This is a genomic window from Phenylobacterium parvum (assembly GCF_003150835.1).
GTDB classification, from domain to species: domain Bacteria; phylum Pseudomonadota; class Alphaproteobacteria; order Caulobacterales; family Caulobacteraceae; genus Phenylobacterium; species Phenylobacterium parvum.
Genome location: NZ_CP029479.1, coordinates 145,559 through 171,635, shown reverse-complemented (window position 1 = coordinate 171,635; position 26,077 = coordinate 145,559). Strand labels below are relative to the sequence as shown.

At 71.2% G+C, this 26,077-nt stretch carries 28 protein-coding genes; 14 read left to right on the top strand and 14 right to left on the bottom strand.

From position 1 onward, the window contains the following. Positions 1-7 precede the first annotated feature (7 nt). Both HYN04_RS00850 and HYN04_RS00845 read right to left on the bottom strand, forming a co-directional pair. Positions 8-886: an NAD(P)-dependent oxidoreductase gene (locus HYN04_RS00850; protein WP_110449003.1), complete on the bottom strand. Its 879-nt coding sequence runs from the start codon at positions 884-886 to the stop codon at positions 8-10. Positions 887-902: 16 nt separating this feature from the next. Beyond that, a complete protein-coding gene (locus tag HYN04_RS00845; protein ID WP_110449002.1) occupies positions 903-1,277 on the bottom strand; it encodes a c-type cytochrome in 375 nt (124 codons plus the stop codon). A 91-nt stretch (positions 1,278-1,368) separates the two neighbouring features. Here HYN04_RS00845 and HYN04_RS00840 point away from each other — a divergent pair, with 91 nt between their 5' ends. From HYN04_RS00840 to HYN04_RS00785, 12 genes are all read left to right on the top strand, one after another. Further along, positions 1,369-1,824: a (2Fe-2S)-binding protein gene (locus HYN04_RS00840; RefSeq protein ID WP_110449001.1), complete on the top strand. Its 456-nt coding sequence runs from the start codon at positions 1,369-1,371 to the stop codon at positions 1,822-1,824. Positions 1,825-1,865: 41 nt separating this feature from the next. Next, complete coding sequence (locus tag HYN04_RS00835; RefSeq protein WP_110449000.1) at positions 1,866-4,058, top strand: xanthine dehydrogenase family protein molybdopterin-binding subunit; 2,193 nt, start codon at positions 1,866-1,868, stop codon at positions 4,056-4,058. A gap of 104 nt (positions 4,059-4,162) precedes the next feature. Next, positions 4,163-5,692: an aldehyde dehydrogenase family protein gene (locus tag HYN04_RS00830; protein WP_110448999.1), complete on the top strand. Its 1,530-nt coding sequence runs from the start codon at positions 4,163-4,165 to the stop codon at positions 5,690-5,692. Position 5,693: 1 nt separating this feature from the next. Beyond that, positions 5,694-6,362, top strand: a complete 669-nt coding sequence (locus HYN04_RS00825; protein WP_110448998.1) for a nicotinate-nucleotide adenylyltransferase — start codon at positions 5,694-5,696, stop codon at positions 6,360-6,362. 73 nt (positions 6,363-6,435) lie between these two features. Continuing rightward, positions 6,436-6,846 (top strand): ribosome silencing factor, encoded by a 411-nt coding sequence (rsfS, locus tag HYN04_RS00820; protein ID WP_110448997.1) that lies wholly within the window; start codon positions 6,436-6,438, stop codon positions 6,844-6,846. Between the two features lie 70 nt (positions 6,847-6,916). Then, entirely contained in the window at positions 6,917-8,311 is a 1,395-nt protein-coding gene (locus HYN04_RS00815; protein WP_110448996.1) for an amidase family protein, read from the top strand. Further along, positions 8,308-8,772, top strand: a complete 465-nt coding sequence (gene rlmH, locus HYN04_RS00810) for a 23S rRNA (pseudouridine(1915)-N(3))-methyltransferase RlmH (RefSeq protein WP_110448995.1) — start codon at positions 8,308-8,310, stop codon at positions 8,770-8,772. Before HYN04_RS00815 ends, rlmH begins: the two co-directional genes overlap by 4 nt. After that, on the top strand, positions 8,765-9,442 hold the full coding sequence (locus tag HYN04_RS00805) for a murein hydrolase activator EnvC family protein (protein ID WP_162599497.1): 678 nt from the start codon (positions 8,765-8,767) through the stop codon (positions 9,440-9,442). Before rlmH ends, HYN04_RS00805 begins: the two co-directional genes overlap by 8 nt. An 83-nt stretch (positions 9,443-9,525) precedes the next feature. Beyond that, positions 9,526-10,941 carry a S41 family peptidase gene (locus HYN04_RS00800; RefSeq protein WP_110448993.1) on the top strand — a complete coding sequence of 472 codons (1,416 nt, stop codon included), beginning with the start codon at positions 9,526-9,528 and terminating at the stop codon, positions 10,939-10,941. A 98-nt stretch (positions 10,942-11,039) separates the two neighbouring features. Continuing rightward, the gene (locus HYN04_RS00795; protein WP_110448992.1) at positions 11,040-12,173 is read left to right on the top strand and encodes a divergent polysaccharide deacetylase family protein; all 1,134 of its coding nucleotides are present in this window, start codon (positions 11,040-11,042) and stop codon (positions 12,171-12,173) included. Beyond that, positions 12,173-12,658: an RNA pyrophosphohydrolase gene (locus tag HYN04_RS00790; protein WP_110448991.1), complete on the top strand. Its 486-nt coding sequence runs from the start codon at positions 12,173-12,175 to the stop codon at positions 12,656-12,658. The genes HYN04_RS00795 and HYN04_RS00790 overlap by 1 nt, the downstream gene beginning before the upstream one ends. Next, positions 12,655-13,437, top strand: a complete 783-nt coding sequence (locus HYN04_RS00785; protein WP_277870395.1) for an alpha/beta hydrolase — start codon at positions 12,655-12,657, stop codon at positions 13,435-13,437. The genes HYN04_RS00790 and HYN04_RS00785 overlap by 4 nt, the downstream gene beginning before the upstream one ends. Here HYN04_RS00785 and HYN04_RS00780 read toward each other — a convergent pair. The 7 genes from HYN04_RS00780 to HYN04_RS00750 form a co-directional block, all read right to left on the bottom strand. Further along, on the bottom strand, positions 13,434-14,036 hold the full coding sequence (locus tag HYN04_RS00780; RefSeq protein ID WP_110448989.1) for a hypothetical protein: 603 nt from the start codon (positions 14,034-14,036) through the stop codon (positions 13,434-13,436). The two genes, HYN04_RS00785 and HYN04_RS00780, sit on opposite strands and share 4 nt — an antisense overlap. 84 nt (positions 14,037-14,120) lie before the next feature. Beyond that, complete coding sequence (locus tag HYN04_RS00775; protein WP_110448988.1) at positions 14,121-14,381, bottom strand: ATP synthase F1 subunit epsilon; 261 nt, start codon at positions 14,379-14,381, stop codon at positions 14,121-14,123. 5 nt (positions 14,382-14,386) lie between these two features. Beyond that, entirely contained in the window at positions 14,387-15,985 is a 1,599-nt protein-coding gene (gene atpD / locus HYN04_RS00770; RefSeq protein WP_110448987.1) for a F0F1 ATP synthase subunit beta, read from the bottom strand. 18 nt (positions 15,986-16,003) lie between these two features. Beyond that, the gene (locus tag HYN04_RS00765) at positions 16,004-16,873 is read right to left on the bottom strand and encodes a F0F1 ATP synthase subunit gamma (protein WP_110448986.1); all 870 of its coding nucleotides are present in this window, start codon (positions 16,871-16,873) and stop codon (positions 16,004-16,006) included. Between the two features lie 22 nt (positions 16,874-16,895). Then, complete coding sequence (gene atpA, locus HYN04_RS00760; protein ID WP_110448985.1) at positions 16,896-18,431, bottom strand: F0F1 ATP synthase subunit alpha; 1,536 nt, start codon at positions 18,429-18,431, stop codon at positions 16,896-16,898. Positions 18,432-18,434: 3 nt separating this feature from the next. After that, positions 18,435-18,989: a F0F1 ATP synthase subunit delta gene (locus tag HYN04_RS00755; RefSeq protein WP_110448984.1), complete on the bottom strand. Its 555-nt coding sequence runs from the start codon at positions 18,987-18,989 to the stop codon at positions 18,435-18,437. 214 nt (positions 18,990-19,203) lie between these two features. Beyond that, the gene (locus HYN04_RS00750) at positions 19,204-19,491 is read right to left on the bottom strand and encodes a hotdog family protein (RefSeq protein WP_110448983.1); all 288 of its coding nucleotides are present in this window, start codon (positions 19,489-19,491) and stop codon (positions 19,204-19,206) included. 144 nt (positions 19,492-19,635) lie between these two features. Between HYN04_RS00750 and HYN04_RS00745 the strand changes: the two genes are divergently transcribed. Then, complete coding sequence (locus tag HYN04_RS00745) at positions 19,636-21,642, top strand: transglycosylase domain-containing protein (protein ID WP_110448982.1); 2,007 nt, start codon at positions 19,636-19,638, stop codon at positions 21,640-21,642. On the opposite strand, the gene HYN04_RS00740 is transcribed toward HYN04_RS00745, so the two are convergent. From HYN04_RS00740 to HYN04_RS00730, 3 genes are all read right to left on the bottom strand, one after another. Next, a complete protein-coding gene (locus HYN04_RS00740) occupies positions 21,615-22,358 on the bottom strand; it encodes a M48 family metallopeptidase (RefSeq protein ID WP_110448981.1) in 744 nt (247 codons plus the stop codon). The genes HYN04_RS00745 and HYN04_RS00740 overlap by 28 nt on opposite strands. Positions 22,359-22,367: 9 nt before the next feature. Beyond that, positions 22,368-23,633, bottom strand: coding sequence for a polyhydroxyalkanoate depolymerase (locus HYN04_RS00735; RefSeq protein WP_110448980.1), 1,266 nt, complete (start codon positions 23,631-23,633; stop codon positions 22,368-22,370). Positions 23,634-23,701: 68 nt separating this feature from the next. Next, positions 23,702-24,316, bottom strand: a complete 615-nt coding sequence (locus tag HYN04_RS00730; RefSeq protein ID WP_110448979.1) for an SCO family protein — start codon at positions 24,314-24,316, stop codon at positions 23,702-23,704. Between the two features lie 132 nt (positions 24,317-24,448). Between HYN04_RS00730 and HYN04_RS00725 the strand changes: the two genes are divergently transcribed. Further along, positions 24,449-25,036 (top strand): response regulator, encoded by a 588-nt coding sequence (locus tag HYN04_RS00725; protein ID WP_110448978.1) that lies wholly within the window; start codon positions 24,449-24,451, stop codon positions 25,034-25,036. Positions 25,037-25,044: 8 nt separating this feature from the next. Here HYN04_RS00725 and mmcB read toward each other — a convergent pair whose 3' ends face one another. Both mmcB and HYN04_RS00715 read right to left on the bottom strand, forming a co-directional pair. Then, positions 25,045-25,530 carry a DNA repair putative endonuclease MmcB gene (mmcB, locus tag HYN04_RS00720; protein WP_110448977.1) on the bottom strand — a complete coding sequence of 162 codons (486 nt, stop codon included), beginning with the start codon at positions 25,528-25,530 and terminating at the stop codon, positions 25,045-25,047. Continuing rightward, positions 25,487-26,032: a lipocalin family protein gene (locus tag HYN04_RS00715; protein ID WP_162599496.1), complete on the bottom strand. Its 546-nt coding sequence runs from the start codon at positions 26,030-26,032 to the stop codon at positions 25,487-25,489. The genes mmcB and HYN04_RS00715 overlap by 44 nt, the downstream gene beginning before the upstream one ends. Positions 26,033-26,077: the final 45 nt, after the last annotated feature.

The following is a 26,077-nucleotide window of genomic DNA, read 5'->3' as shown; positions in this document are numbered from 1 at the left end:
CGGCGGGTCAGGAACCCGGGGCGACCGGCAGGATCTCGGGCGACAGTCCGGCCTCCCGCCAGGGGCCCGGATCCGCCAGGAGGACGAGGGTCCGTCCTTCGGCCAGGAGGGCGGCGACCCGTTCGGGGCTCGCCTCCGCCGGCGCCAGGCGACGCGCCTCACGCCGGGCCAAGACCGCCAGGGCCTCGCCGACGCCCGGCGCCATGACCAGGACGTCGGCCGACGACAGGGCGCGCAGGGCCCTGAGGGACACAAGGTCCGGCAGGGTCGCCGGCGACAGGGCGAAGAGCCTGCCTTCCGGCCGCGCCGCGCCGGAGATTGCGGCGGCCATCAGTTCCTGGACCTCCGCTGCGGGACGGTCCTCCAGCACGGCGGCGGCCACCGGGCCTTCCAGGATGCCTGACAGGATCACCCGGCGGTCTGCAGGGTCGGGCCAGCGCCGCCTCAGCTCCGACTTGTAGTCATCGAGCAAGCGCGCCAGGCGACCTGCACCCTCGGGGATCCGGGTCTCGAGCTCGGCGCGCAGGCGGGCGGCCACCAGGGGCGAGGCGCCCCCCGTACCGAAGGCCGCGACCAGGGCGCCCCGGTCGATAAGGGCGGGAACGGTGAAGTCGCACAGGGCGGGGCGATCCATCACGTTCACGGCGGCGCCGGCCTGGCGCGCGGCGTCCGCCGCCAGGCGGCTGAAGGCCTCGTCCGGGTGGGCGATGAAGCCCAGCGCCATGCCGGCCCAGGCCTCTGGCGAGTGGGCCGCCTCCACCTCGAGGACAACAAGTTCCGCAGGACTTCCGGCCAGAAGGCGCAGGCGGGCGTCGAGCCCCTCGCCTGCACCGGCCAGGCCCACCCGGCGTCCGGCGAGCGGGTAGAAGGCGGGAAAGACGTCCAAGGCGGGGCCTTGGGCCTTACTTGAGGGTCTTGAGGTAGGCGATCACGGCGGCCCGGTCCCCAGGGGCGGCCACGGCGTTGAACATCCGTCCACCCGGTGCGAACTTGGCCGGGGCGGCGAGGTAGGCGTCGAGGGCCGCGTCGGTCCAGGATCCGCCCTTGGACTTGAGGGCGGACGAGTAGGCGAAGTCCGACAGGCCCGCGATCCGGCGCCCGGCGACCCCGTTCAGGGAAGGCCCTGCAACGCTGCTCTTGGCCGCGTGGCACGTCCGGCACTGGAGGTTGAAGACCTTGGCGCCGTCCGCAGCCGCCGCAGCCGTCGCGGACATGACGCCAGCCGCCAGCAGGCTTGCGGAAAGGACCAGGGCGGGAAGCGACTTGGACGCGGGCATGCGGAACTCCGGATCTGATTGGGCGCACTATACAGGGCCGCCTAAGCGCCGTTAAGATACATCGCCTTCGCAGTCCTTCGGAGAGTCCGGCATGGCCACGAGCCTCGAGATCAACGGTCGCACGGTCCAGGTGGAAGCGGCGCCTGACACCCCCCTTCTCTGGGTCCTCCGGGACGAGGCCGGCCTCACCGGCTCCAAGTATGGCTGTGGAGTCGGGCAGTGCGGAGCCTGCACCGTTCTCGCCGATGGCGCGCCCGTCCGCTCCTGCTCCCTGCCGGTCAGCGCCCTGGCCGGAGTGAAGATCACCACCATCGAGGGCCTGGGCGGGACCCACCCGGTCCAGGAGGCCTGGGTAAAGCTGGACGTGCCGCAGTGCGGCTACTGCCAGTCGGGCCAGATCATGAGCGCGGTGGCCCTGCTGGCCGGGAACGCCAATCCTTCCGACGCCGACATCGACGCCGCCATGGATGGCAACATCTGCCGGTGCGGCGCCTACCAGCGGATTCGCGCCGCCATCCGCGAGGCGGCCGCCCAGGTCCGCGCCTGACGTCCAGACCTGAAGTCCCGATCCCTCCGAGGAGCTCCTTCATGAACGCCCATGTCGACCAGGACGCCGCCCGCACCGGGGCCACCCGCCGGGAACTGGTGGTCGGAACCGCCCTTGTCTCCGGCGCCCTTCTCGTCGGGTGTGGCCCCGCCGACCTGCTGGCCATGGGGGCCAAGACAGATGTGGGCGCCTTTGGCCCGTTCATCCGGATCGCCGCCGATGGCGCCGTGACCGTCGTCAACAAGCACATCGAGTTCGGGCAAGGCACCCATGCCGGTCTGGCGGCCATCGTCGCCGAGGAACTGGACGCCGACTGGAGCCGGGTCAGCGTCGAGCAGGCGCCCGCCAACGCCAAGCTCTACGCCAACACCCTGATGGGCGTTCAGGGCACGGGCGGCTCCACCGCCATCCCCAACAGCTGGATGCAGCTGCGCAAGGCCGGCGCGGCGGCCCGCGCCATGTTCACGGGCGCCGCCGCGGCCGCCTGGAAGGTCCCCGAGGCCGAGATCACCGTGAAGGACGGGGTTGTCAGCCACGCCGCCTCGGGCAAGTCCGCCGGGTTCGGCGAACTGCTGCAGGGGGCCTCGACCATCACGCCGCCCGCCGAGCCGAAGCTGAAGGCGCATGAGGCCTTCACGCTGATCGGCACCGACCGGGTCCGCCGCAAGGACTCCCGGGCCAAGAGCACCGGCGAGGCGCGCTATACCCAGGACGTGAAGATGGAGGGCCTGCTGACGGCCGTCGTCGCCCACGCCCCCCGGTTCGGCGCCAAGGTCAGCGGATTCGAGGACGCCGAGGCGCGCAAGGTCGCCGGGGTCGTCGATGTCTTCAAGATTCCCTCCGGCGTCGCCGTGGTGGCCAAGTCCACCTGGGCTGCCCTCCAGGGCCGCAACGCCCTGAAGGTGACCTGGGACGAGTCCAAGGCCGAGCCCCTGGGCTCCGCCGAGATCGAGGCGAAATACGCCGAGTGGGCGGCCGGCAAGGGCGCCCTGCCGGACAAGCTGAAGTGGGAGACCTTCGAGACCCGCGGCGACGCCGCGGCCGCCGACGAGGGCGAGGTCTTCGAGGCGACCTACGACTTCCCCTTCCTGGCCCATGCGACCATGGAGCCGATGAACTGCGTCGCCCAGGTGGGCGGCAAGGGTGGGACCCGGCTGACCGTGGCGTCCCAGTCCCCGACCCTGGACCAGCTCAACACCGCCCGGATCGTCGGCGCACTGCCCGGATCGATCCAGATCGAGAACCTGTTCGCCGGCGGCTCCTTCGGGCGTCGGGCCAACTTCCAGTCCGACTTCGTCGCCGAATGCGTCCACATCGCCAAGAAGGTCGGCAAGGGAACGCCGGTGAAGCTGGTCTGGACCCGTGAGGACGACATGGCGGCCGGCTATTTCCGGCCCCTGACCCACCACCGGCTCAAGGTCCGCCTGGACAAGGACGGCTTCCCCGCCGCCTGGACCCACCGCGTGGTCACCCAGTCCCTGATGAAGGGCTCGCCCATGGCGCCCAAGGGGATCGACAGCTCGACAGTGGAAGGGGCGATGGGGTCGCCCTACCTCAAGGCCACTCCCGCCGTGGACGGCCAGGTCCTCATGCCCGAGCTGGGGGTCCCCGTGCTCTGGTGGCGGTCGGTGGGCGCGACCCACACCGCCTTCGTGATGGAGCACACCATTGACCAGCTGGCCCGCAAGGCCGGCAAGGACCCGGTGGCCTATCGCCTGGCCCTGTTCGAGAAGGCCGGCGCCAGCCGGCACATCGCCGTCCTCAAGCTGGCGGCCGAGAAGGCCGGGTGGGACAAGCCGGCGCCGGCGGGCGTCACCCGGGGCGTGGCGGTCCACGAAAGCTTTGGTTCGGTGGTCGCCCAGATCGCCGAGGTCCGGATCGTCGACGGCGTCCCGAAGGTCGGCCGCGTGGTCAGCGCCATCGACTGCGGGACGGCCATCTCGCCGGACCAGATCGCCGCCCAGGTGGAGGGGGGGACCTGCTACGGCCTGTCCGCCGCCCTTCACGACGAGATGATCCTCAAGGCTGGCGCCGTCGAACGGCGGAACTTCGACGCCTATCCCGTGCTCCGCAATTCCGAGGCTCCGACGGTCGAGACCCATATCCTGCCCTCGACCAACCCGCCCTCGGGCGTGGGCGAGCCGGGGACCCCGGTCATTGGGCCGGCGGTGGCGAACGCCGTCCTGGCGGCCACGGGCAAGGCCACCTTCCGTCTACCGATGATCCGCGCCTGATCCGGGGGCCTGGCCCCCGGTGGATATTCCGCCGTGGCGCCGCCCGTCGTTTGGTCTAGTAAGGCTCAGTCTGAGCCTAAGGGTCCGGAGCGAGCGGGGAGGCGATGTCGGAGCACGGAGACAGGATTGCGCCCCTTGAGGCGCTTCCAGCCGGCATGGCGGTGCCCTTTGGCGGCGACCGCCTGACCTTCGTCTCTCCGGAGCTGGCGGCGGCCTTCCAGGCCGGTGACCGCCTGGTGGTGGTCCAGGAAACCGGCGACCTCCTGCACGTTCCCGCCGCTGTGGCGGCCGAGGTGGACCGCGCGACCGCCGCCGCCCAAGGCGCCTTCTCCGCCCTTTCCGGGGTGTCCGACGCCGCGATCTCCGCCTTCTTCGACGGGTTCGCCCGGCGCATTGAGGACGACCAGGTCTGGAACCGTTTTGCTGCCGCCAATGCGGCGGATGTCGAGGCCGCCCGGACCCGGGGTCGCTCGACCACGCGCCTGGCCGCCTCGGACGCCATGCGGCGGGACATGGCCTCTGGGCTCAGGTCCTGGCGCGACAGCCCCGCTGGGCGGGGCCGGGTCCTGGAAACCATTGCCCATGAAGGCTGGAGCGTAGAGCAGGTCAGCGCGCCCCTCGGCCCTGTCGGCTTCGTCTTCGAGGGCCGCCCCAACGTCTTTGCCGACGCTGCTGGCGTGCTCCGGACTGGCAATACCGTGGTCTTCCGGATCGGCTCCGACGCCCTGGGCTGCGCCCGGGTCCTGATGGCCGAGGCCGTGGTCCCCGCCCTGGCCGCCGCGGGCCTGCCGCAGGGCGCCATGAGCCTGGTGGATTCCGCCGAGCGTTCGGCGGGCTGGGCCATGTTCGCCGACCGACGCCTGTCCCTCGCCGTCGCCCGCGGATCCGGGCCCGCCGTCGCCCAGCTCGGCGCCATTGCGCGCCAGTCCGGGACGCCGGTCAGCCTGCATGGAACGGGCGGGGCCTGGATGGTCGCCGACGACGCCGCTGACGCCGGACGCTTCGGCGAGGTGGTCTTCCACTCCCTCGACCGGAAGGTGTGCAACACCCTCAATGTCTGCGTCATCCTGCAGTCGCGCGCCGCCGAGCTGGTCCCGGTCTTCCTGCAGGCCCTCGAGGCGGCGGGTCGCCGTCGCCGCGGCTGCCGACTGCACGTCGTGGAGGGCGCCGTAGCCTTCCTGCCGTCGTCCGGCTGGCTGGACGCCACGGCCGAGGTGGTCCGGGCCGAAGGCGTCGCCGTCGAGCCCCGGGCCGACCTGATGCCCGAGGCTGGACTCGCCCGGGAATGGGAGTGGGAGGATACCCCCGAGGTCAGCCTGGCCGTGGTCGAGAACCTCGACGCCGCCATCGCCCTCTTCAACCGCCATGCCCCCCGGCTGGTCGCCACCCTCATTACCCAGGATCCCGCCGCCCTCGCCCGGTTCGAGGCCGGCGTGGAGGCGCCCTTTACCGGCGACGGCTTCACCCGCTGGGTCGATGGCCAGTACGCCCTTAACCGTCCCGAGCTCGGCCTCTCGAACTGGGAGGGCGGACGCCTCTTCGCCCGGGGCGGCGTCCTGGCCGGTGACGGCGTCTTCACCGTCCGCACCCGGATGCGGCAGGTCGACGCCGGGCTCGACCGGTCGCGTCCCTGACATGTGGGTGGCGGGACAGGTCAGGCGACGGTCCGGCGGGGGGCGCCCCGGCGCCCTCAGGCCGGGATTCTCCCTGTCCCGGGGCATGAAGGTCGGCCTCTACGGCGGCAGCTTCAATCCAGCGCATGAGGGGCATGCCCACGTCGCCGAGACGGCGCGCCAGCGCCTGGGCCTGGACCGGGTGATCTGGCTGGTCGCGCCCCAAAACCCCCTCAAGTCCAGCGCCGAGACCCAGTCCCTGGATGTGCGCCTGGCGGGAGTGCGCGCCCTGGCCCGGGACCGGGGCATGATCGTTTCTGACGTCGAGGCCCGGCTGGGCACCCGCTATACCCTCGACACGGTCCTGGCCCTCAAGGCCCGGTTCCCCGGGGTCCGCTTCGTCTGGATCATGGGCGCCGACAGCCTGGCGGGATTCCATCGCTGGCGGGGATGGACGCAGATCATGCGGGCCCTTCCCGTCGCCGTGGTCTCGCGACCCTGGATCTCGCTGAAGAGCCGGTCCTCGCCGGCCGCCCGGCGCTTCGCCGCGGCCCGGATCCCCTTTACCCGGGCCAAAGGCCTGGCCGACCATCCGGCGCCCGCCTGGGTCTTCCTCTACGGGCCGCTGAATTTCCAGTCGTCGACCGCCCTTCGCGAACGGATGCGGGCGGGTCGTTTGCGCAGGGGCTGACACGTCAAGGCTGACCAGAGCCTTCACCTGTGCTAAGAGCCCTTTTTGGCGTGACCGAACAGGAGTTGTTCCGCTGAGCCCCGACCCTGCGCAGACCGCGCAAACCGCCCCGGCCCCGGCCGCCGGAGCCGCCCTCCCGCAAGGCGTTTCCGCGCTGGAGGAGCTTATCCTGAACCGCCTGGATGACGACCAGGCCCAGGATGTCGTCTTCATCGACCTCAAGGGCAAGACCGCCATGGCCGACGGCCTGGTGGTGGCCTCCGGGCGTTCGCACCGCCATGTCGGCGCCATTGCCGACCACCTGCTCCGTAGCCTGAAGGAGCACGGCTACGGCCGCGCGCGCGTCGAGGGCCTGCCGCACTGCGACTGGGTGCTGATCGACGCCGGCGACGTCATCGTCCACATCTTCCGGCCAGAAGTCCGTTCCTTCTACAACATCGAGAAGATCTGGTCGGTGGACTCCGGCCACCGCACCGCCGTCTGACCGAACGGAGTCTTCCGTCTGGACACGGCCCCGACCCCGCAGGCACGATCCGCCCGGGAGGAACGCCGTCATGACCGGAACCCGGACACCTGAACTTCTGGACGCCACGGTGGGCGAACTCGTCGACGCCCTTGCGGCGCGCCGGATCGGCTCCCTGGAGCTCACCGATGCCCTCATCGCCCGGATCGAGGACCGTGACCAGGGGATCAACGCCGTGGTCGTGCGCGACTTCGACCGCGCCCGGGAGGCCGCCCGGCAGGCCGACGCCCGCCTCGCCCGGGGCGAACGGTCGCCCCTCCTCGGCCTGCCCATGACGGTCAAGGAATCTAACCAGGTGGAGGGCCTGCCCTCGACCTGGGGCAGCCCCGCCTTCCAGGGCTGGACCGCGCCAACGGACGCCACCGCCGTGGCGCGGCTGAAGGCCGCCGGCGCCATCATCCTGGGCCTGACGAACGTGCCGCCCATGCTGGCCGACTGGCAGAGCACGAACCCGATCTATGGCCGCACCGGGAACCCCTGGGATGCGTCCCGCTCACCCGGCGGATCCTCCGGCGGCGCCGCAGCGGCCCTGGCCGCCGGCATGACCCCCCTGGAGCTCGGGTCGGATATCGGCGGGTCGATCCGCGTGCCCTCGGCCCTCTGCGGGGTCTTCGGGCACAAGCCGACCTACGGCCTCGTCCCCACACGTGGCCACACCCCGCCGGGGACGGATGGGGTCCCCGTCCCCCTGGCGGTCGTGGGGCCCATGGCCCGGTGCACGGCCGACCTGCGACGGGCGCTTTCGGTCCTCGCCGGCCCGGAGCCGGAAGAGGCCGGCGGCCTTGCCTTCACCCTGGCGCCGCCCCGCCGCGAGACCCTGGCGGCGCATCGCGTGCTCGTGCTGACCCAGCACCCCCTGACGCCCACCGACGACGAGATCGCCGGCGCCGTGGAGGGCCTGGCCAGCCGGCTGGAGGCCCTGGGCGCCGCTGTGTCCCGGTCCAGCGACCTCCTGCCGGACCTGGCCGCCCAGCACGCGGCCTACCAGCCGCTCCTCAACACCGCGATCAGCCGGGGCGCCCCCGGGGCCAGCCCGCCCGACGCCCACGCCTACATGGACATGCTGGACGCCCAGCTGGCCTTCCGCCGGCGCTGGGCCGCCCTGTTCGAGATGTTCGACGTCGTGATCACCCCAACCTTCGGCGTCACAGCCTTTCCGCACGAGGATGGGCCGGAGACCTACGCGCGGACCCTGAAGGTCAACGGATCGGACACGCCCTACTACGCCCAGCTCGGCTGGCCGGCGGTCGCTCTCCTGCCCAACCTGCCGGCCACGGCCCTGCCGGTCGGCCTGTCGAGGGCCGGACTGCCCATGGGCGTCCAGGTGATCGGCGGCTGGATGCAGGACCTGACGACCCTCCGCTTCGCCGAGCTCCTGGAGCGAGAAATCGGGGGCTTCATCGCACCGCCGGGGTTCGGCGGTTGAGGATCGCCATCGTCGCCGTCGGACGCCTGGGCCGCTCGCCCGAGGCCGACCTGGTCCGTCTCTACGCCGAGCGGGCGTCGGCCGCGGGGCGCGCCCTGGGCCTGGGCCCGGTGGAGGTGACCGAGGTCGAGGCGCGCAAGCCGGGACGGGCGGCGGAGGCCGAGGCGCTGTCCAGCCACCTGGCGGACAGCCGGATCATCGCCTGCGACGAGACCGGCCGGGCCCGCACCTCCCGCGACTTCGCCGCGGAGATCGGCCGCCTGAGGGACGACGGCGTGCGCCGCCTGGTCTTTCTGGTGGGCGGGGCCGACGGCCTGGACCCGGCCCTCCGGGCCCGCGCCCACGACACCCTGGCCTTCGGACCGCAGACCTGGCCCCACGCCCTGGCGCGGGTCATGCTGGCCGAGCAGGTCTATCGCGCCGTCACCCTCCTGGCCGGGAGCCCCTACCACCGTGACTGAGCGCGCCCGCCGCCTTTGGATGATCTTTCCGGCCGGCGCGGCGCTGGCCGGCTTTCTCGCCTCCGCCACGGCGCAGGACCGGCCCGAACCCGCGCCAGGCCTGCGGACCGACCCGGCCCTCGCCCTCTTCGCCCTGCGCCTGGACCCGCCCGATCCCCTCCTGGACCCGCCCCAGGCCGCGCTGGACGCCGCCCGGGCCGAGCTGGCCGCCGGCTTCGCCCTGTCCGAGCGCCTCGCCCGGGGGCGTACGGCCGGGGTCGCCCTGACGCCTCCATCCCCGGGGCCCGTCCTGGAGGGGTTCGGGGTCCGGCAGGTGGGCGGCCTGCGCTCCCAGGGCATGACCTTCCAGTCGCCGCCCGGCGGCGGGGTGCAGGCGCCTTCAGGAGGAGATGTCCTCTACGCCGGTCCGCTGGAAGGCTGGGGAGAGGCCGTGATCCTGCAGGTCAACCCCCGGGCGCAGGTGGTCCTGGCCGGGGAATTCGCGACCCGGGTCCGCGAAGGCGAGGCGGTCCGTGAGGGACAGGTCATCGGCCAGGCGGCCGACCGGGGCGCCGCGGTCCGGCTCTATCTCGAGCTTCGCGACCTGGGCCGGCCCATGGATCCCGCCCCCTGGCTGCGCCCCGAAAAAGCCGCAACGCAAGGCTCTGGATTCAAGCGGGAAACAGGATAAGGCTGTCCTTCTCTGCGGTCCCTTCGGGACCGCCCTCCAGTCACTGCCGCTCCGGGCGCCGGGGCGGCGCAGCGGGCCCGGTCATGAAGAAGCACCTCCTCGTCGGCGTCTCGGCCTTCATCCTCGGGGCCGCCGCCACGGCCTACCTGAACCAGAGCGCCTTTGCGGCCGGGTCGTCGGGGGCGGAGAGCTACCGGGTGCTCGAACTGTTCGGCGACGTCGTCCAGGCGGTCGAGGAGAACTACGTCTCCGAGGTCGATTCCCGGAAGCTGATCGAGTCGGCCCTCGACGGCATGCTGACCTCCCTGGACCCCCACTCCAACTACCTTACCCCCGAAGCCCTCAACGACATGCGCGACCAGACGCGCGGCGAGTACGGCGGCCTGGGGCTCGAGATCAGCTCCGAGGAAGGGGTGGTCAAGGTCATCTCGCCCATGGACGGCACCCCGGCCTTCAAGGCGGGCATCAAGCCGGGTGACTACATCACGGCGGTCAACAGCCAGTCGGTGATCGGCATGTCCGTCTCCGAGGCGGTCAAGCTGATGCGCGGCCCGCCCGGCGAGGCGGTCACCCTGTCCATCGCCCGCGAGAAGACCGATCCCTTCGACGTCAAGATCGTCCGCGAGGTGATCAAGACCCGGTCGGCCATGGCGCGGATGGAGGGCGATTACGGATACCTCCGGGTGTCGGCCTTCAACGAGAAGACCACCGAGGAGGCCCGGACGGCCTTCGAGGACCTGAAGGCCAAGAACCCCGGCATGAAGGGGCTGATCCTCGACCTGCGCAACAATCCCGGCGGCCTGCTGGACCAGGCCGTGGGCATTTCCGACCTCTTCCTCGAGACCGGCGAGATCGTCTCCCAGCGCGGCCGGAACCCCCGGGACATCGAGCGCTACAACGCCCGGTCCGGCGACATCACCGGCGGCCTGCGGATGGTGGTGCTGATCAACACGGGTTCGGCCTCGGCCGCCGAGATCGTCGCCGGCGCCCTGCAGGACCGCAAGCGCGCCGAACTTGTGGGCCTGACCAGCTTCGGCAAGGGATCGGTCCAGACCCTGATCCCGCTCCGTGGCGGCGCCGACGGGGCCATCAAGCTGACCACCGCCCGGTATTACACGCCCTCGGGTCGCTCCATCCAGAAGACCGGCATCTCGCCAGACCTGGAGGTCGCCCAGTCCCGGGAGGAGGCCCAGGCCATCGCCAACCGGGCCTTCCAGTTCTCCGAGGCCTCGTTCCGCAACGCCCTCAAGGCCGACGACGGAAAGTCCAGGGTCGAGCCACACGAGCCTGCCGAGGCTCCCCCGACCGAGTTCAACCCCCGCACCGGCGACTTCCAGCTGAACCGGGCCAAGGACGTGCTGAAGTACGGCTCCGTCGCGGCGACGCCGAAGCTGCCCAAGCCGACGGCCCGTATGGCCGAGGTTGTCGGCGCCAAGCCCTCGGCCGCCTCGCCTGCAAAGCCTGCGACGCCGTCCGTCCCGACTCCGCCCAAGCCCTGAGGCGGGAAGCGCCGCTGCGGCGGGTTCCCCTTGGCTCGAACTGGCACTAAGCCTTTGGCAACCGGTTGCGCGAAAGGCTCCGTCGTGGAGACCGTCCCATGAAACGCCCGTCGTTCCGAAGATCTGCGCCTGCGGCCTCCCGGATCCGCCCGGACGCCGGCGGCCTCCGGGCGATCCTGGCCCAGCCCCTGGTGGGCGCCGGGGCGGCCCTGGTGCTTTTCCTCGCCAGCGCCGCGGTCCTGGTCTCCGTCCTGGGCGATCCGGCGGCCGGCTATCCCCAGGTTCGCGCGGCCGTCACCGGCCCCGCCCCACAGGGCTGGCGCGCGGCGGTGAACGCCGGACGGGCGGCGGGAACCGAGCTGGCCCGGCCCGATTACCGCCTGACCCGCTCCGCCGAGCCTCCGCCCCTGTCCACGGCCACCGACGCCCTGGCCGCGGCCGGGGCCTTCGCCGGAGGGCCCCTGCCCCCCGCTCCGATCGCCGGGGTGAGCCGCCGGACCGCCGATGGCATCCTGCCGGTGATTGGCCCGGGCGGCCTGTCTCCGGCCCGGGCCTACATGCGGCCCTTCAAGGCCAGCGGCCGTTCGCGGGTGTCGATCATCATCGGCGGGCTGGGCCTGGATCCCGACCTTACCCGGCAGGCCCTCGAGACCCTGCCGCCGCAGGTCACCCTGGCCTTTTCGCCCTATGCCCCCAACCTCCAGGACTGGATCAACAAGGCGCGGGAGCGGGGCCATGAGGTGCTCCTCGAGGTCCCGATGGAGCCCGAGGACTACCCCGACAACGATCCGGGCCCCTACACCCTGAGGGCCCGCGCCCAGCCGGCCGAGACCGTCAAGCGCCTGGAGTGGATCCTCGGGCGGGCCAGCGGCTATTTCGGCGTCACCAACCGGATGGGCGAGCGCTTCGTGAGGAGCCCGGAGGGCATGGGTGCGGTCATGGGGGCCCTGCGCAACCGCGGCGTCGTCTTCATCGACAGCGGGATCGCCTCCGGCTCCGGCGGCGCAGAGCTCCGCGCCTCCGCCGATCACCGGCTGGACCCCGTCCTGTCGCCAGCGGCGATCGACGAGGCCCTTCTCCGGGTCGAGGCCTCCGCCCTCCAGAAGGGCCAGGGACTGGGCATTGCCCAGGCCTACCCCCTGAGCCTGCGTCAGGTCGCCTCCTGGGCCGCCCAGGTGGAGGGGCGCGGCTACCAGCTGGCGCCCGCCTCGGCCCTTTCGCGGATCCGCTGATGGACCTCGCTGACTACCGGCCCAATGTGGGCCTGGTCCTGTTCGGGCCGGAGGGCCGGGTCTGGATGGGACGCCGCGTCGAGACCCCGCCGCCCTACAACTGGCAGTTCCCGCAGGGGGGCGTCGACGACGACGAGGACCTCGAGGCCGCCGCCCTGCGCGAGCTGGAAGAAGAGACCGGGATCACCTCCGTCACCATCCTGGACCGGACGCCGGGCTGGCTGGCCTACGACTATCCGATTGCGGCGAAGAGAGGCCGGCGCGGATGGAAGGGCCAGAAGCAGGTCTGGTTCGCCCTGCGATTTGAGGGAGACGAGGCCGAAGTCCGCCTCGACCAGCATCATCCGGTGGAGTTCGACGCCTGGCGCTGGGCACCCCTGGCCGAGGCCCCCGGCCTGATCGTCCCCTTCAAGCAGCCGGTCTACGCCACGGTCGCCCAGGCCTTCGCCCCCCTCGCCGAGCAGGTCCGGGGCCACCGCCCGTGAGGGCGGCCAGAATCGTCATGGTTCATGGCGCCTTTTGCGGCGGCTGGGTCTTCGACGGCTTCCGCGCGCCCTTCGTGGCGGCGGGCCTGAGGGTCGAGTCCCCGGACCTGAGGGGGCATGGCCTGGCGGACCGGCCCGGGGACGTGGCGGGGCTGTCCATGGCCGACTACGCCGCAGACATCGCCGGGCTGTGCCGCAGGCTGGCGGCGGAAGACGGATCGCCCCCCATCCTCCTGGGGCATTCCATGGGCGGACTGGTGGCCCAGATGGCGGCCCGCCGGACGCCCGTCTCGGCCCTGGTCCTCCTGGCCCCCTCCGCGCCCTGGGGGGTCCTGGGGTCGAGCGTGGAGGAGGCGGTCACCGCCGCCGCCCTGCCCCTTGTGGCGCCGACGCCCTTCTCGCCGGTGGAGCCCAACCTTCGGCTGCTCAGGGCCTTCAGCCTCGACCGCCTTTCGCCCGCCGAGCGGGAGGCCGCCGCGCAGCGCGCCCGGCCCGAGAGCGCCCGGGCCGTCCTCGAGACCCTGACCTGGTGGCTGGATCCCCTGATGACCACGCACGTCCCGGCGGGCCGGCTGGGCGCCGACGCCCTGGTGGTGTCCGGGGGACGCGACCGGGTTCACCCGCCCGCCACGGTGCGGCAGGTGGCCGAGCGTCTGGGCGCAGACTACCGCGAGATGGCGGGCATGAGCCATTGGCTGCCCGGGGAACCGGGTTGGGAAGCTGTGGCCGGGGTTGTCCTGGACTGGCTGGCGGAACCGAAAGACCGCCGCGCCGCCTAGAACTGGCGCTCGGAGTAGAGGATTTCGCCCATGCCCCACTTGGGGTTGACCTCGGATCCGTCCGGCTTCTTCAGCTGGACGAAGACCAGGCCCGTGGACTCCTTGTCGGTGTAGTACTCCCACGAGCTCGTCACGCGCATGAAGTCGGTCGGCGGGACGTAGTTGTTCTCGCGCTGGAGCAGCAGGCGGGGCTGGTTCAGGTAGGCGAACTTGTCGAGGCCCAGCAGGATCGGCTTCTCGCCGCCACTGGTGTAGTTCAGGCCGATCCGGCAGACCTGCTTGTTGGAGCCCGGATCATAGACGGTCAGGGTATAGGGCTTGGCCACCAGGGTCTGGGTGAAGCCGCCCTCCTTCTTGTTGCGCTTGAAGCCCGCCTGCGAGGTGGCGAGCTTGGGCAGTTCGCCGCCGCGCACCAGGGGAACGCAGACCGTCCGGATCACGTTGATGACCTGGCCGATCTCACCGTCGGTGGGAAGGGTTTCAGGCGCCGCGGCGGGCGCAGCGGGAGTTGCAGACGCGGGGGCCGCAGGCGGATCCTGGGCCAGGGCCGGGAAGGCGATCGCCGAAGCGGCGACGAGGGTGATGACGGCGCTGCGCATTCTGTTTCCTCGTATCCTCTTGTCTTTCCCCCAAAGCCTGGACCTGAGGGTGGAGAACCATTTTGTCCGGATCGTGACGCCTGGCTAGACCTCGACGGCGGACTCCGCCAGCACGGTGAGGCCCGCCGGGGTCACGTCGGCGAAGCCGCCCCGGACCTCGAAGGTGGTGACCTGACCGCTCCGATACAAGCGGAGCTGGCCTTCCCGAAGGGCGGTCATGAACGGGGCGTGGCCGGGCAGGACGCCGAAGTCGCCTTCGGAGCCCGGCGCGTCCACCTGGTCGACCTCACCGGAGAAGAGCTCCCGCTCCGGCGAGACCAGGGAGAATTGCAGCTTGCCGGCCATCAGGATCAGGCTTCCGCCGCGAGCTGCTCGGCCTTGGCCACCGCGTCCTCGATGGTGCCGACATTGTAGAAGGCGGCCTCGGGAAGGTGGTCGTACTCACCGTCCACCACCGCCTTGAACGAGCGGATGGTGTCTTCCAGGCTCACGAAGATGCCGGGCATGTTGGTGAACTGCTCGGCCACGTGGAAGGGCTGGGACAGGAACTTCTGGATCTTCCGGGCGCGGGAGACCGTCAGCTTGTCCTCTTCCGACAGCTCGTCCATGCCCAGGATCGCGATGATGTCCTTCAGGGCCTTGTACTGCTGAAGGGTCTCCTGGACCCGGCGGGCCACGGTGTAGTGCTCCTCGCCGATGACCAGGGGGTCCATGATCCGCGAGGTGGAGTCCAGCGGGTCCACGGCGGGGAAGATGGCCTGGGCGGCGATGTCGCGGCTGAGCACCGTGGTGGCGTCCAGGTGGGCGAAGGAGGTGGCCGGGGCCGGGTCGGTCAGGTCGTCGGCGGGCACGTAGATGGCCTGGACCGAGGTGATCGAGCCCTTGTTGGTCGAGGTGATGCGCTCCTGCAGGTTGCCCATCTCGGTGGCCAGGGTGGGCTGGTAGCCCACGGCCGACGGGATGCGGCCCAGCAGGGCGGACACTTCAGAGCCCGCCTGGGTGAAGCGGAAGATGTTGTCGATGAACAGAAGGACGTCCTTGCCCTCCTGGTCCCGGAAGTACTCGGCCTGGGCCAGGCCCGTCAGGGCGACCCGGGCGCGGGCGCCGGGGGGCTCGTTCATCTGGCCGTAGACCAGGGTGCACTTGGAGCCCTCGGTCGAGCCGCCATGCTCACGGGGATCGACGTTCACGTTGGACTCGATCATCTCGTGATAGAGGTCGTTGCCCTCGCGGGTCCGCTCACCCACGCCGGCCAGCACGGAGTAGCCGCCGTAGGCCTTGGCGATGTTGTTGATCAACTCCTGCATGGTCACGGTCTTGCCCACGCCGGCGCCGCCGAAAAGGCCGATCTTCCCGCCCTTGGTGTAGGGGCAGAGCAGGTCGACGACCTTGATGCCCGTGACCAGGACCTCGGCCGAGGTCGACTGGTCGGCGAAGGAGGGAGCCTCGCGGTGGATGGGGCTGGAGAAGGCGCTGGTGATCGGGCCCGCCTCGTCGATCGGCTCACCGATGACGTTCATGATGCGGCCCAGGGTGGCCGGGCCTACCGGGACGGTGATGCCCGCGCCGGTGTCGACCACCGGCTGGCCGCGGGTCAGGCCCTCGGTGGTGTCCATGGCGATGGTGCGGACGGTGTTCTCGCCCAGGTGCTGGGCCACCTCGAGGACCAGGCGGAAGGGCTTGCCGGTCCGCTGGTCGGTGTTGCTGGTCTCCAGGGCGTTCATGATCGCGGGCAGGTGACCCACGAACTCGACGTCGACGACGGCGCCGATGACCTGGACGATCCGGCCGGTGGCGACGGCGGCCTTGGGGGCGGCGGCCTTGGGCGCGGCGGCGGCCTTCGCCGCCTTGGGCGCAGCGGCCTTGGCGGCGGGAGCCTTCGCAGCCGGAGCCTTCGCGGCCTTGGGCGCGGCGGCCTTCTTCGCGGGGGCCTTGGGGGTCGTAGCCATGGTTTCGGACTCTCTCGGTTAGAGCGCCTCGGCGCCGGAGATGATCTCGATCAGCTCCTTGGTGATCTGCGCCTGGCGTGAACGGTTGTACTGGAGGGTCATGCTGGCGATCATGTCGCCGGCGTTGCGGGTGGCGTTGTCCATGGCCGCCATCTGGGCGGCGTAGAACCCGGCCTGGTTCTCGAGCATGGCCGAGAAGACCTGGACGGTGAGATTGCGCGGCAGCAGGGTCTCGAGGATGCCTTCGGCGTCGGGCTCGTACTCGTAGCTGGCGCCCTTCAGGTCCACCGGCTCGGCGCCGGTCACCTGGGCGGGGATCAGCTGGACAAAGGTCGGGGTCTGGACGACCACCGACTTGAACCGGCTGAAGAGCAGGGAGACGACGTCGATCTCTCCGGCCTCGAACAGGTCCGCGACCTTGGCGGCCACGTCCTGGGCGGTCACCAGGGAGGGATTGCCGCCGGCCTCGTAGCTCTCGACGATCCGGTCGCCATACTGGCGGCGGAGCTGCTCGCGGGCCTTCTTGCCGATGGTGATCAGCCGGACGTCCCGGCCCTCGGCGAGCAGGCGGTTGATCCGCTCGCGGGCCATCCGGACGATGGACGAGTTGAAGCCGCCGGCCAGGCCCCGGTCAGAGGTGGCGACGATCACCAGCTGGCGCGCCTCGGCCCCGGTTCCCACCAGGAGCTTCGGGGCGCCGTCGCCGGACACGCCGGCGGCCAGGTTGGCGATCACCGACGCCATGCGGTCGGCATAGGGACGGGCGTTCTGGGCGTTGTCCTGCGCCCGCCGCAGCTTTGCCGCTGCGACCATCTGCATCGCCTTCGTGATCTTCTGCGTGGCCTTCACGCTTCCGATCCGATTGCGCATTTCCTTCAGGCTGGCCATGTCAGGCGGTTCCGGTCCGGCCTCAGGCGAAGGTGGAGGTGAAGGCGTCGAGCACGCCGCGCAGGTCGGCCTCGACCTTGTCGGTCAGGGCCTTTCCCTCACGGATGGTGTCGAGCAGCTTCTGGTGCTTGCCGTGCAGGTGCTTCAGCAGCTCCTGCTCGTAGCGGCCGACGTCGGCGGTGGGAACGCCGTCCAGGTAGCCGCGGGTGCCGGCGTAGATGACAGCGACCTGCTCCTCGACGGAGAGGGGGGCGTACTGGGGCTGCTTCAGGAGCTCGGTCAGGCGCTCGCCGCGGGCCAGCTGGCGCTGGGTCGTGGCGTCGAGGTCAGAGCCGAACTTCGCGAAGGCGGCCATTTCCCGGTACTGGGCGAGCTCGCCCTTGATCGGGCCGGCGGCGGTCTTCATGGCCTTGATCTGGGCCGAGGAGCCCACGCGGCTGACGCTGATGCCGACGTTCACCGCCGGGCGGATGCCCTGGAAGAAGAGGTCGGTCTCGAGGAAGATCTGGCCGTCGGTGATCGAGATCACGTTGGTCGGGATGTAGGCCGACACGTCGTTGGCCTGGGTCTCGATGACCGGCAGGGCGGTCAGGGAGCCATTGCCGTTCTCGTCATTGAGCTTGGCGGCGCGCTCGAGCAGGCGGGAGTGCAGGTAGAAGACGTCGCCCGGATAGGCTTCACGGCCCGGCGGGCGGCGCAGCAGCAGGGACATCTGGCGGTAGGCGACCGCCTGCTTGGACAGGTCGTCGTAGATGATGACGGCGTGCATGCCGTTGTCGCGGAACCACTCGCCCATGGCGCAGCCCGCGAAGGGAGCCAGGAACTGCAGGGGGGCCGGCTCGGAGGCGGTGGCCGAGACCACGATGGTGTAGTCGAGGGCGCCGCGCTCCTCGAGGGTCTTGACGATCTGGGCGACCGTCGAGCGCTTCTGGCCGATGGCGACGTAGATGCAGTAGAGCTTGGCGCTCTCGTCGTCGCCGGCGTTCATCGCCTTCTGGTTCAGGATGGTGTCGACGGCCACGGCGGTCTTGCCGGTCTGGCGGTCGCCGATGATCAGCTCGCGCTGGCCGCGGCCGATCGGGATCAGGGTGTCGATGGCCTTCAGGCCGGTCTGCACCGGCTCATGCACCGACTTCCGCGGGATGATGCCCGGGGCCTTCACGTCCACACGGCGACGCTCGGCCACGTTCTTGATCGGGCCCTTGCCGTCGATGGGCTCGCCCAGCGGGTTCACGACCCGACCCAGAAGGCCCTTGCCCACCGGCACGTCCACGATCTCGGAGAGGCGGCGGACTTCGTCGCCCTCGGCGATGGCGCGGTCCTCGCCGAAGATCACGACCCCGACGTTGTCGCGCTCGAGGTTCAGGGCCATGCCCTTCACGCCGGCCTTGGGGAACTCGACCATCTCGCCGGACTGGACATTGTCCAGGCCGAACACCCGGGCGATGCCGTCGCCGACGGACAGGACCTGTCCGACGTCGGAGACGTCGGCGTCCTGGCCGAAGTTGGCGATCTGGGACTTCAGGATGGCCGAGATTTCGGCGGCGCGGATATCCATGGCTTACGCTCTCTTCAGGGCGAACTTGAGGGAATCGAGCTTCGAACGGAGCGAAGCGTCGAACAGTTTGGATCCGACCCGGACGCGGATCCCGCCCAGCAGGGCGGGGTCGACGCGGGTCTCGATTTCGGGGGCCTTGCCCAGGGCGGTCCGCAGGGCCTCGGCCACGGCCTTGGACTGGGCGGCGCTCATCGGGGCGGCGGTGGTGACCACGGCGGAGACCGCGCCGCGGGCGGCGGCGTCCAGGGCCTCGAAGGCGGTGATGACGTCGGGCAGGGCGGCGGCCCGGCCGTTGGCGGCGAGCAGGCCCAGGAACTTGCGGGTCGTCTCGGAGAACTTGGCCTTGGCGGCCAGGGCGCCCAGGGCGTTCACCTTGTCTGTGGAGGTGAAGGCGGGAGAGGCGAGCAGGGTCCTCAGGTCGGCCGAGTCGGCGCGCATCCTGCGGAGGGCGGCGACATCGCCTGCGACAGCCCGGATCGTCCCGGTCTCGTTGGCGAGATCGAAAAGGGCCCGGGCGTAACGGTCGCCCACATCTGAAGTCCTGGAATCGTCCGCCACTTGCTCCGCCCGCCCGATGCGTGTGTCACAGACGCCGGAAGAAAATTCCGACGGCTAAAGGCTTGAAAGCGCTTGGAAAAGCACAGACGCCAAGGATGCTTTCCAGAACCCCCGGCCCGAAGCCGCGCGTCTGATATCATGCAGCCTTCGGCGCCGCAACCGAAGGCGCGCCGGGGAATCACCGGCCGTCGCGCCGCGGGGGGCGGAGGGCGCCTCAGGCCCCGGCCGCCGGTCGGGCGAAGACGGCGGAGCCGGCGGCGATCATCCGGCCATCTGCCGCCGAAAGCCGCGCCCGCACGAAGGCCAGGGACCGCGTCTGGCGATCGATCCAGGCCTCCATCCGGCCCTCCCGGGCCTCGCCGCAGGCCGGCCCGAAATCGAGGGACAGGGAAACCGGCCGGGCGCCTTCCCCCGCCAGTTCCGACAGCCGGGACTGGACCTGGGCGGCGACGCCGGAGGGATCTGCGGGGACGGACGTGTTGGAAGCGGAATCTTCAGACATCGGAGGGCCTCATGCCGCGGGCGGGTCGCGAAGGGAAGACCCTTCCGCTTCGGCTGCAATCCTGTCGCGCGAGTCAGCGCGCGGGTGTATGCCTCGGCCCGTTCGGCGCGGGGGCGCGAGACCCCTTCGGAGACTCAAAGGTCCATGGCCAGATCCGACCCCCGGGACCGGCCGCCGCGGCGGCGGCGGTCCTTCCTCCAGGGACTGTTCTACTGGGGTGCGGTGCTGTGCGTCTGGGGGGGAATCTTCGCCCTCGCCTTCCTCGCCGTCTTCGCGGCGGACCTGCCCGACACGTCCAGCCTGAACGATGTCCGCCGCCAGCCCTCGATCTCCTATCTCGACCGGTCCGGCGGCCTCGTCTCGGTCCGGGGCAGCCAGTACGCCCCGCCGGTAGACCTGGAGAAGCTTCCGCCCTACGTGCCCGCCGCCTTCGTGGCCATCGAGGACCGCTGGTTCTACTGGCATTATGGCTTCAATCCCTGGGGGATCGTCCGGAGCCAGGTCTACAACCTGACGCACCGGGGCGGGGGGCCCCTGCGCGGCGGCTCGACCATCACCCAGCAGCTCGCGCGCAACCTCTTCCTGACCATGGACCAGACCTACCGGCGCAAGGCGCAGGAGCTGGTCCTGGCCGTATGGCTCGAGACCAAGTTCACCAAGAAGGAGATCCTCGCCCTCTACCTGAACCGGGTCTATTTCGGGGCGGGCGCCTACGGCATCGAGGCTGCATCCCAACGCTATTTCGGCAAGCCGGCGGAACGGCTGACCATCGGCGAGAGCGCCCTCCTCGCCGGGATGATGAAGGGCCCCTCGCGCTACAGCCCCGTGTCCTCTGCCGACCGCGCGGCGCGCCGGGCGACGGTGGTGCTGAACGAGATGGTCCGGTCCGGCGCCATCACGCCTGAACAGCGGGCCGAGGCGATCCGCACGCCCGTCCGGGTCAATCCGACCCTGGCCAGCCAGAGGGCGCAGTACTTCACGGACTGGGTGGATGAGCAGGTCCGCAGCCTGGTGGGCGAGCCCACCGAGGACCTCATCGTGGAGACCACCCTCGACCTCCCGATCCAGGCCTCCGCCGAGCAGGCCCTCCGGGCCGGGGTCGCCGGGGCCGGCGGCCAGGGGGTCCAGCAGGCCGCCCTCGTGGCTCTCGACGGCGAAGGACGGGTGCGCGCCTATGTCGGCGGGGTCGACTACGAGGACAGCCAGTTCGACCGGGCGGCCATGGCGCGGCGCCAGGCCGGCTCGGCCTTCAAGCCCTTTGTCTACCTCACGGCCCTGGAGCGCGGCCGGACCCCGGACACGCCGGTGGTCGACGAGGCGATCCGCATCGGGGCCTGGGAGCCCCGCAATTACACCGGCCAGTTCCTCGGCCCCATAACCCTGCAGACCGCCCTGGCCCAGTCCGTGAACACCGTTGCGGCGCGCCTGGCGAACGAGGTCGGGACCGGCAATGTCGCGGCCACGGCGCGGCGGCTGGGGATCAGCTCGCCCATCCAGCTCGACCCCTCCATGGCCCTTGGCGCGGTGGAGGTCAGCCCCCTGGAGATGGCCCAGGCCTACGCTCCGTTCTCCAATGGGGGCTTCGCCTCGCCGGCCTGGGCGATCGAGCGGGTCCGCACAGCCGGGGGCAAGGTGCTCTATGACAGGTCGGTGGCCCGCCCCCCCCGGACCCCGGTGATCGCCTCGCCCGCCCTGCCCCAGATGAACCAGATGATGCGCCAGGTCCTGGTCTCCGGCACCGGGACCCGGGCCCGGGTCGCCGGCTACGACCTTGCCGGCAAGACCGGCACCACCAGCGATTACCGGGACGCCTGGTTCGTCGGCTACACGGGCGGCTTCGTGGCGGCGGTCTGGGTGGGACGGGACGACAACACCCCCATGCGGCGGGTGACGGGCGGCGGCGCCCCGGCGGCCATCTGGCAGGCCTTCATGTCGCGGGCCCTGCCGCGCCTTCGCGCCGAGCCCATCCCGGGCGGCCTGCCGCCGCCGCCAGACGGGGCGGACCCGATCGGCGATCTCCTTCAGGCTCCCGCGGAGGGGGCGGAGGGGGCGCCGGCGGCAGGTCCCGCGCAGGACGCCGCGCCTTCGCCCCAGCCCCCGGTCCCGGCAGCCGCAGCCCCGGCTCAGCCCTCGGCCGCCCCCAGGGCGTGAAGCCTGGGGCCCTCGCGCTTCAGCCAGTCCCGGTGCGGGGCCGGATCCCCGACCAGGTCGCGAACAAGGCCCCAGAAGGCCGGCCCGTGATTGGGCTGCAGGATGTGGGCGCACTCGTGCGCCGCGACATAGTCCGCCACCGGCAGGGGGGCGAGGGCCAGCCGCCAGACATACCGGACCGAGGGCGGCGCCCCCGCCCTTCCCGGGGTGCAGGAGCCCCAGCGGGTGCGCGCATCGTTGACGGTCACCTTCGGCAGGGGTGCGCCCAGGGTCTCGCAGTGGCGGCGCGAAAGGTCCCGGAAGCCGGCCAGGGCCTCACGCTTCAGGACCCGCACAACCGAGCGGGCGAAGGCGTCCGGCGCGCCCGCTGCGCGGATCACCAGGACGCCGCCGGTTTCGTCGAGCAGGCGGGTGCGGCCCTCCCCCGCCTCCAGGCGGCATGGCCGGTCGAAGAGGGCGAGGTCAAGGCCAGGCGCGAAGCTGCACGGCGCGGGGGATTCTGACAGCCGGCTGCGGATCCAGTCCGCCCGGCTTCGGGCGAAGCGGGCGGCCTCGGCCAGGCCGCGCCGGTCCGGCGCAGAGGCCACGACCTCGCGCCGGCTCCGGTCCAGCCTCAGGGCGATACGGCGGGAGCGAGGATTGACCTTCAGCCGGACCGGAAGGCCCTCGACCTCGATCAGGTCGCCATCGGCATGGGTGCGCCCGAGGCCGAACATGTCCGCCCGTCAGGCCGACGGCGCGGCGATCCGCGCCTCCTGGCGGGCGATGAAGGCCGCCACCCGCGGATAGATCTCCTCCCGGAACCGGCGGCCGTTGAAGACCCCGTAATGGCCCACATGGGGCTGGACATAGTCCTCGCGCAGGTCCTCCGGCAGGCCCGAGCAAAGAGCGTGGGCCGCCTGGGTCTGGCCGATGCCGGAAATGTCGTCCAGCTCGCCCTCGACGGTCAGGAGGCCGATGTCGGTGATGGCGGCGGGGCGCACGGTCCGGCCGCCGTGGACCAGCTCGCCCTTGGGCAGCAGGTGCTGCTGGAAGACGATGTCCACCGTCTGGAGATAGAACTCCTCGGAGAGGTCCAGGACCGAGAGATACTCGTCGTAGAACTCCAGGTGCTTCTCGGCGGAGTCGCCGTCGCCGTTCATCAGGTCCTGGAGGTACTGGAGGTGGGCGTCCTGGTGGCGCTCCATGTTCATCGACATGAACGAGTAGAGCTGGACAAAGCCCGGATAGACCCGCCTTCCCGCCCCGGCGTAGGGCAGGGGGACGGTGCTGATCATGTTCGACTTGAACCAGGAAAAGGGCCTCTCCTCGGCCAGCTTGTTCGTCACCGTGGGCGAGAACCGGGCGTCCAGGGGCGAGCCCATGAAGGTCATGGAGGCCGGGCGGGCGTCCTCGCCATCCTCGGCCATCAGGGAGGCCGCCGCCAGGACCGCAGGCCCCGGCTGGCAGACCGCCACCACGTGGCAGCGCGGGCCCAGCCGGCGCAGCACGGTCCGGATGTGGTCCAGGTAGTCGTGGAAGTCGAAACGGCCCTCCAGGACCGGCACGTCCCGGGCGTTGGACCACTCGGTGATGAAGACCTCGTGGTCCTGGAGGAAGGTGCGGACCGTATCCCTCAGGAGGGTCGCGTAGTGGCCTGACAGGGGCGCGACGATCAGCACGGCGGGCGCCGACCCCGTACGGCCGGCCCGGCGCAGGTCCAGGGGGTCCCGCGCAAAGTGGGTCAGCTTGACCCAGGGACTGGACCAGGTCTCGACCCTCCGGACCCGGACCTCGGTCCCGCCGATGTCGACGGAGTCGATCCCCCATTCCGGCCGGCCGTAGCGGCGGGTGAGGTTGGCGAACAGGTCCGCCGAGGCGAAGAGGCGGCGGCCGAGGGGCGTCTCGCGGGCGGGATTGAGCGGCGAGCTCCAGTACTGGCGGGTCGCTCGCGCCGCGGCCCGGAAGGGCGCGGCGGCGTAGTATCCGGCTTCATAGAGGGAATAGAGCATGGCCCGCCGTGGATGTTGCAGCGCAGCATATCACGCCGGAACGCGGCGGATGTCCAGCCCGGGCGGCGTCAGCCCCGCTTCATGGCGTCGCGCACCTGGGTCGCAAGGTCCTCGGGCGACATGCCGTAGGGCAGGACGCGGGCGAACCGGCCGGACGGATCCATCAGGTAGCTGATCGAGGAGTGGTTGATCAGGTAGGCGTCTCCCTCACCCTGCTTCTCGTAATATACCTTGTAGGCCTTGGCCGTCGCCGCGACCTGCTCGGGCGTGCCCGTCAGCCCCACCACGCCCCTGGGGAAGGCCGGATTGTCGAGATAGGCGGCCATCTTGGCGGGGGTGTCCCGTTCGGGGTCGACCGAGATGAAGACGATGCGGACCTTGTCGCGGTCCGCCCCCAGGAGGTCGAGGGTCCGGCCCAGGGTGTCGAGGGTGGTCGGGCAGACGTCCGGGCAGAAGGTGAAGCCGAAGAAGATGATGTTCCAGCGGCCCTTGAGTTCGTCCTGGGTGAAGGGCTTGCCAGCGGAGTCCACCAGGGTGAACGGGCCCCCTGGCCCGGCCTGCGGGCCAGACGCGACGGCCGGGGCCGAGGCGGGGCGGCGCGCGCCGATCTGAACGGCCAGGAAGGTGAGTCCGCCGATGACGAGGACCGCCAGCACAAGGCGCAGGACAAGCTTCAGGTTCATCCTCAGGATCCCCAGGTTTCAGCCCGGCGGCTCTAGCGGATTTCGCCGCCGCCATCCAGTGCCGGGCCGGCTTGCCGGGACTCAGAGGACGCGCCAAGGTCGAGGCCGGTCCGGGGACTTCGAGCGGCGTTCATGACTTCACCTGACACCCGGGAATCAGAAGACCCCGACGGTCCCGGCCCGCAGGCGGAGCCGGAGGCCGCCCTCCCTCTCCTGCTGGCGGACGACGACGAACTCCATGCCGCGCGCACCACGCGGGCCCTCGAGGCGCGGGGATTCCAGGTGACCTGGGCCCGCAGCCTGGCCGAGGCCCGTTCGGCGGTGCAGGACGGCGCGCCGGGCTTCGCCGTGCTCGAGATGCGCCTGCCGGACGGCGCGGGCCTAGGCCTTATCGAGACCCTCCTGCAGCACCGTCCCGACGGCCGCGCCGTCGTGCTGACCGCCTTCGGCTCCATCGCCAACGCCGTCGCCGCCGTCAGGCTGGGGGCGGCCGACTACCTGACCAAGCCGGCGGATCCGGACGACCTTGCTGCGGCGCTCCTGGGCCGCACCCCGCCGGGCGGCCTCATCCTGCGCCCCATGACCGCCGACCGGGCGCGCTGGGAACACATCCACCGGGTCTTCGAGTTCTGCGGCAACAACGTCTCGGAGACCTCGCGCAAGCTCGGCATGCACCGGCGGACCCTGCAGAGGATCCTCGCCAAGCGCGCGCCCCGATGACCGCGGGCTCAGAGCTCCAGGTCGACCGCCAGGACGCCGCCTGCGCGCAGGGCCGCCAGCCGGGCGAAGGCGATGGTCAGGGCCTTGCGCCGGCCGCCGGACAGGGGCGAGAGGGGCGCCTCGCGGACCAGGGCCCCGCCAAAGCCGTCGCAGACCAGCAGGCCAGGCTCCTCGGGCAGCACGTGCTGCGGAAACTCGGGCGCCACCGCGAAGGCGAAGCGGTCGCAGAAGTCCAGGTAGTCGCGCCACTTCCGGTCGACCCGGAAGTCCTCGACCGAGGACTTCACCTCGGCGATGAATAGCTCGCCGCGGGGGGAGATGGCCATCAGGTCCGCCCGGCGGGCGTTGGGCAGGGTCACTTCGGCCAGGGCCACATAGCCCAGGCCCCGGAAGGCGCGCACGGCCCCACGGGTCACCGCGGCGGTGACCTCCGGCCGCGAGGCGGCGGGATCAGTGTCGGGCTGGGAGGGGGAATTCAAGGGCCGCCACGTCATAGCCCAGCTGACGGATCCGGCTGACCGCCTGGGCCCGGGCGGCGGTGCTGAGGATGGGCTTCTGGGCCATCAGCCAGAGATAGCGGCCGTTTGGCGTACCGAGCAGCAGCCAGCCCTGGTCGGCCCGGCTCTCGAGGACCCAGTACTCGACGTTCAGTATGCCCCCGAAATAGGTCAGCCGGATGCGGCCGTCGGTCATGGGGTCGATGATCTTGGCCTGGGCCTTCCACTGGGTGGGCGTATTGGCCAGCGAGCCCCGGTGGCAGGTCTGGATCACCGAATAGCCCGTCGAGGTCCGGGACCAGTCAGAGGTTCCCCCCTGGCAGTCCTTCTGGATCTTGTTCGGCAGGCGGGCGACCTCGTACCAGCGTCCGGCGATGCGGCCGACCTCGATCTTCTGGGCCGGGGGGCGGATGTCGGCGGCCAGGGCCGCGCCGGGCGCCATAAGGGCGGCGGCCAGGAGGCCCGCAAACAGGCGCTTGAGGCGGCGAGAACCGGTCATGACCGGCCGTTTAGACGTAAACGCCGCGTGGGAAAAGCCGGCCGA

Coding starts and splice junctions, on each gene's coding strand:
- HYN04_RS00845 (WP_110449002.1), bottom strand. CDS start 1,277: ATGCCCGCGTCCAAGTCGCTTCCCGCCCTGGTCCTTTCCGCAAGCCTG.
- HYN04_RS00840 (WP_110449001.1), top strand. CDS start 1,369: ATGGCCACGAGCCTCGAGATCAACGGTCGCACGGTCCAGGTGGAAGCG.
- HYN04_RS00835 (WP_110449000.1), top strand. CDS start 1,866: ATGAACGCCCATGTCGACCAGGACGCCGCCCGCACCGGGGCCACCCGC.
- HYN04_RS00830 (WP_110448999.1), top strand. CDS start 4,163: ATGTCGGAGCACGGAGACAGGATTGCGCCCCTTGAGGCGCTTCCAGCC.
- HYN04_RS00825 (WP_110448998.1), top strand. CDS start 5,694: ATGTGGGTGGCGGGACAGGTCAGGCGACGGTCCGGCGGGGGGCGCCCC.
- HYN04_RS00815 (WP_110448996.1), top strand. CDS start 6,917: ATGACCGGAACCCGGACACCTGAACTTCTGGACGCCACGGTGGGCGAA.
- HYN04_RS00800 (WP_110448993.1), top strand. CDS start 9,526: ATGAAGAAGCACCTCCTCGTCGGCGTCTCGGCCTTCATCCTCGGGGCC.
- HYN04_RS00795 (WP_110448992.1), top strand. CDS start 11,040: ATGAAACGCCCGTCGTTCCGAAGATCTGCGCCTGCGGCCTCCCGGATC.
- HYN04_RS00790 (WP_110448991.1), top strand. CDS start 12,173: ATGGACCTCGCTGACTACCGGCCCAATGTGGGCCTGGTCCTGTTCGGG.
- HYN04_RS00780 (WP_110448989.1), bottom strand. CDS start 14,036: ATGCGCAGCGCCGTCATCACCCTCGTCGCCGCTTCGGCGATCGCCTTC.
- HYN04_RS00775 (WP_110448988.1), bottom strand. CDS start 14,381: ATGGCCGGCAAGCTGCAATTCTCCCTGGTCTCGCCGGAGCGGGAGCTC.
- atpD (WP_110448987.1), bottom strand. CDS start 15,985: ATGGCTACGACCCCCAAGGCCCCCGCGAAGAAGGCCGCCGCGCCCAAG.
- HYN04_RS00765 (WP_110448986.1), bottom strand. CDS start 16,873: ATGGCCAGCCTGAAGGAAATGCGCAATCGGATCGGAAGCGTGAAGGCC.
- atpA (WP_110448985.1), bottom strand. CDS start 18,431: ATGGATATCCGCGCCGCCGAAATCTCGGCCATCCTGAAGTCCCAGATC.
- HYN04_RS00750 (WP_110448983.1), bottom strand. CDS start 19,491: ATGTCTGAAGATTCCGCTTCCAACACGTCCGTCCCCGCAGATCCCTCC.
- HYN04_RS00745 (WP_110448982.1), top strand. CDS start 19,636: ATGGCCAGATCCGACCCCCGGGACCGGCCGCCGCGGCGGCGGCGGTCC.
- HYN04_RS00740 (WP_110448981.1), bottom strand. CDS start 22,358: ATGTTCGGCCTCGGGCGCACCCATGCCGATGGCGACCTGATCGAGGTC.
- HYN04_RS00735 (WP_110448980.1), bottom strand. CDS start 23,633: ATGCTCTATTCCCTCTATGAAGCCGGATACTACGCCGCCGCGCCCTTC.
- HYN04_RS00730 (WP_110448979.1), bottom strand. CDS start 24,316: ATGAACCTGAAGCTTGTCCTGCGCCTTGTGCTGGCGGTCCTCGTCATC.
- HYN04_RS00725 (WP_110448978.1), top strand. CDS start 24,449: ATGACTTCACCTGACACCCGGGAATCAGAAGACCCCGACGGTCCCGGC.
- mmcB (WP_110448977.1), bottom strand. CDS start 25,530: ATGACGTGGCGGCCCTTGAATTCCCCCTCCCAGCCCGACACTGATCCC.
- HYN04_RS00715 (WP_162599496.1), bottom strand. CDS start 26,032: ATGACCGGTTCTCGCCGCCTCAAGCGCCTGTTTGCGGGCCTCCTGGCC.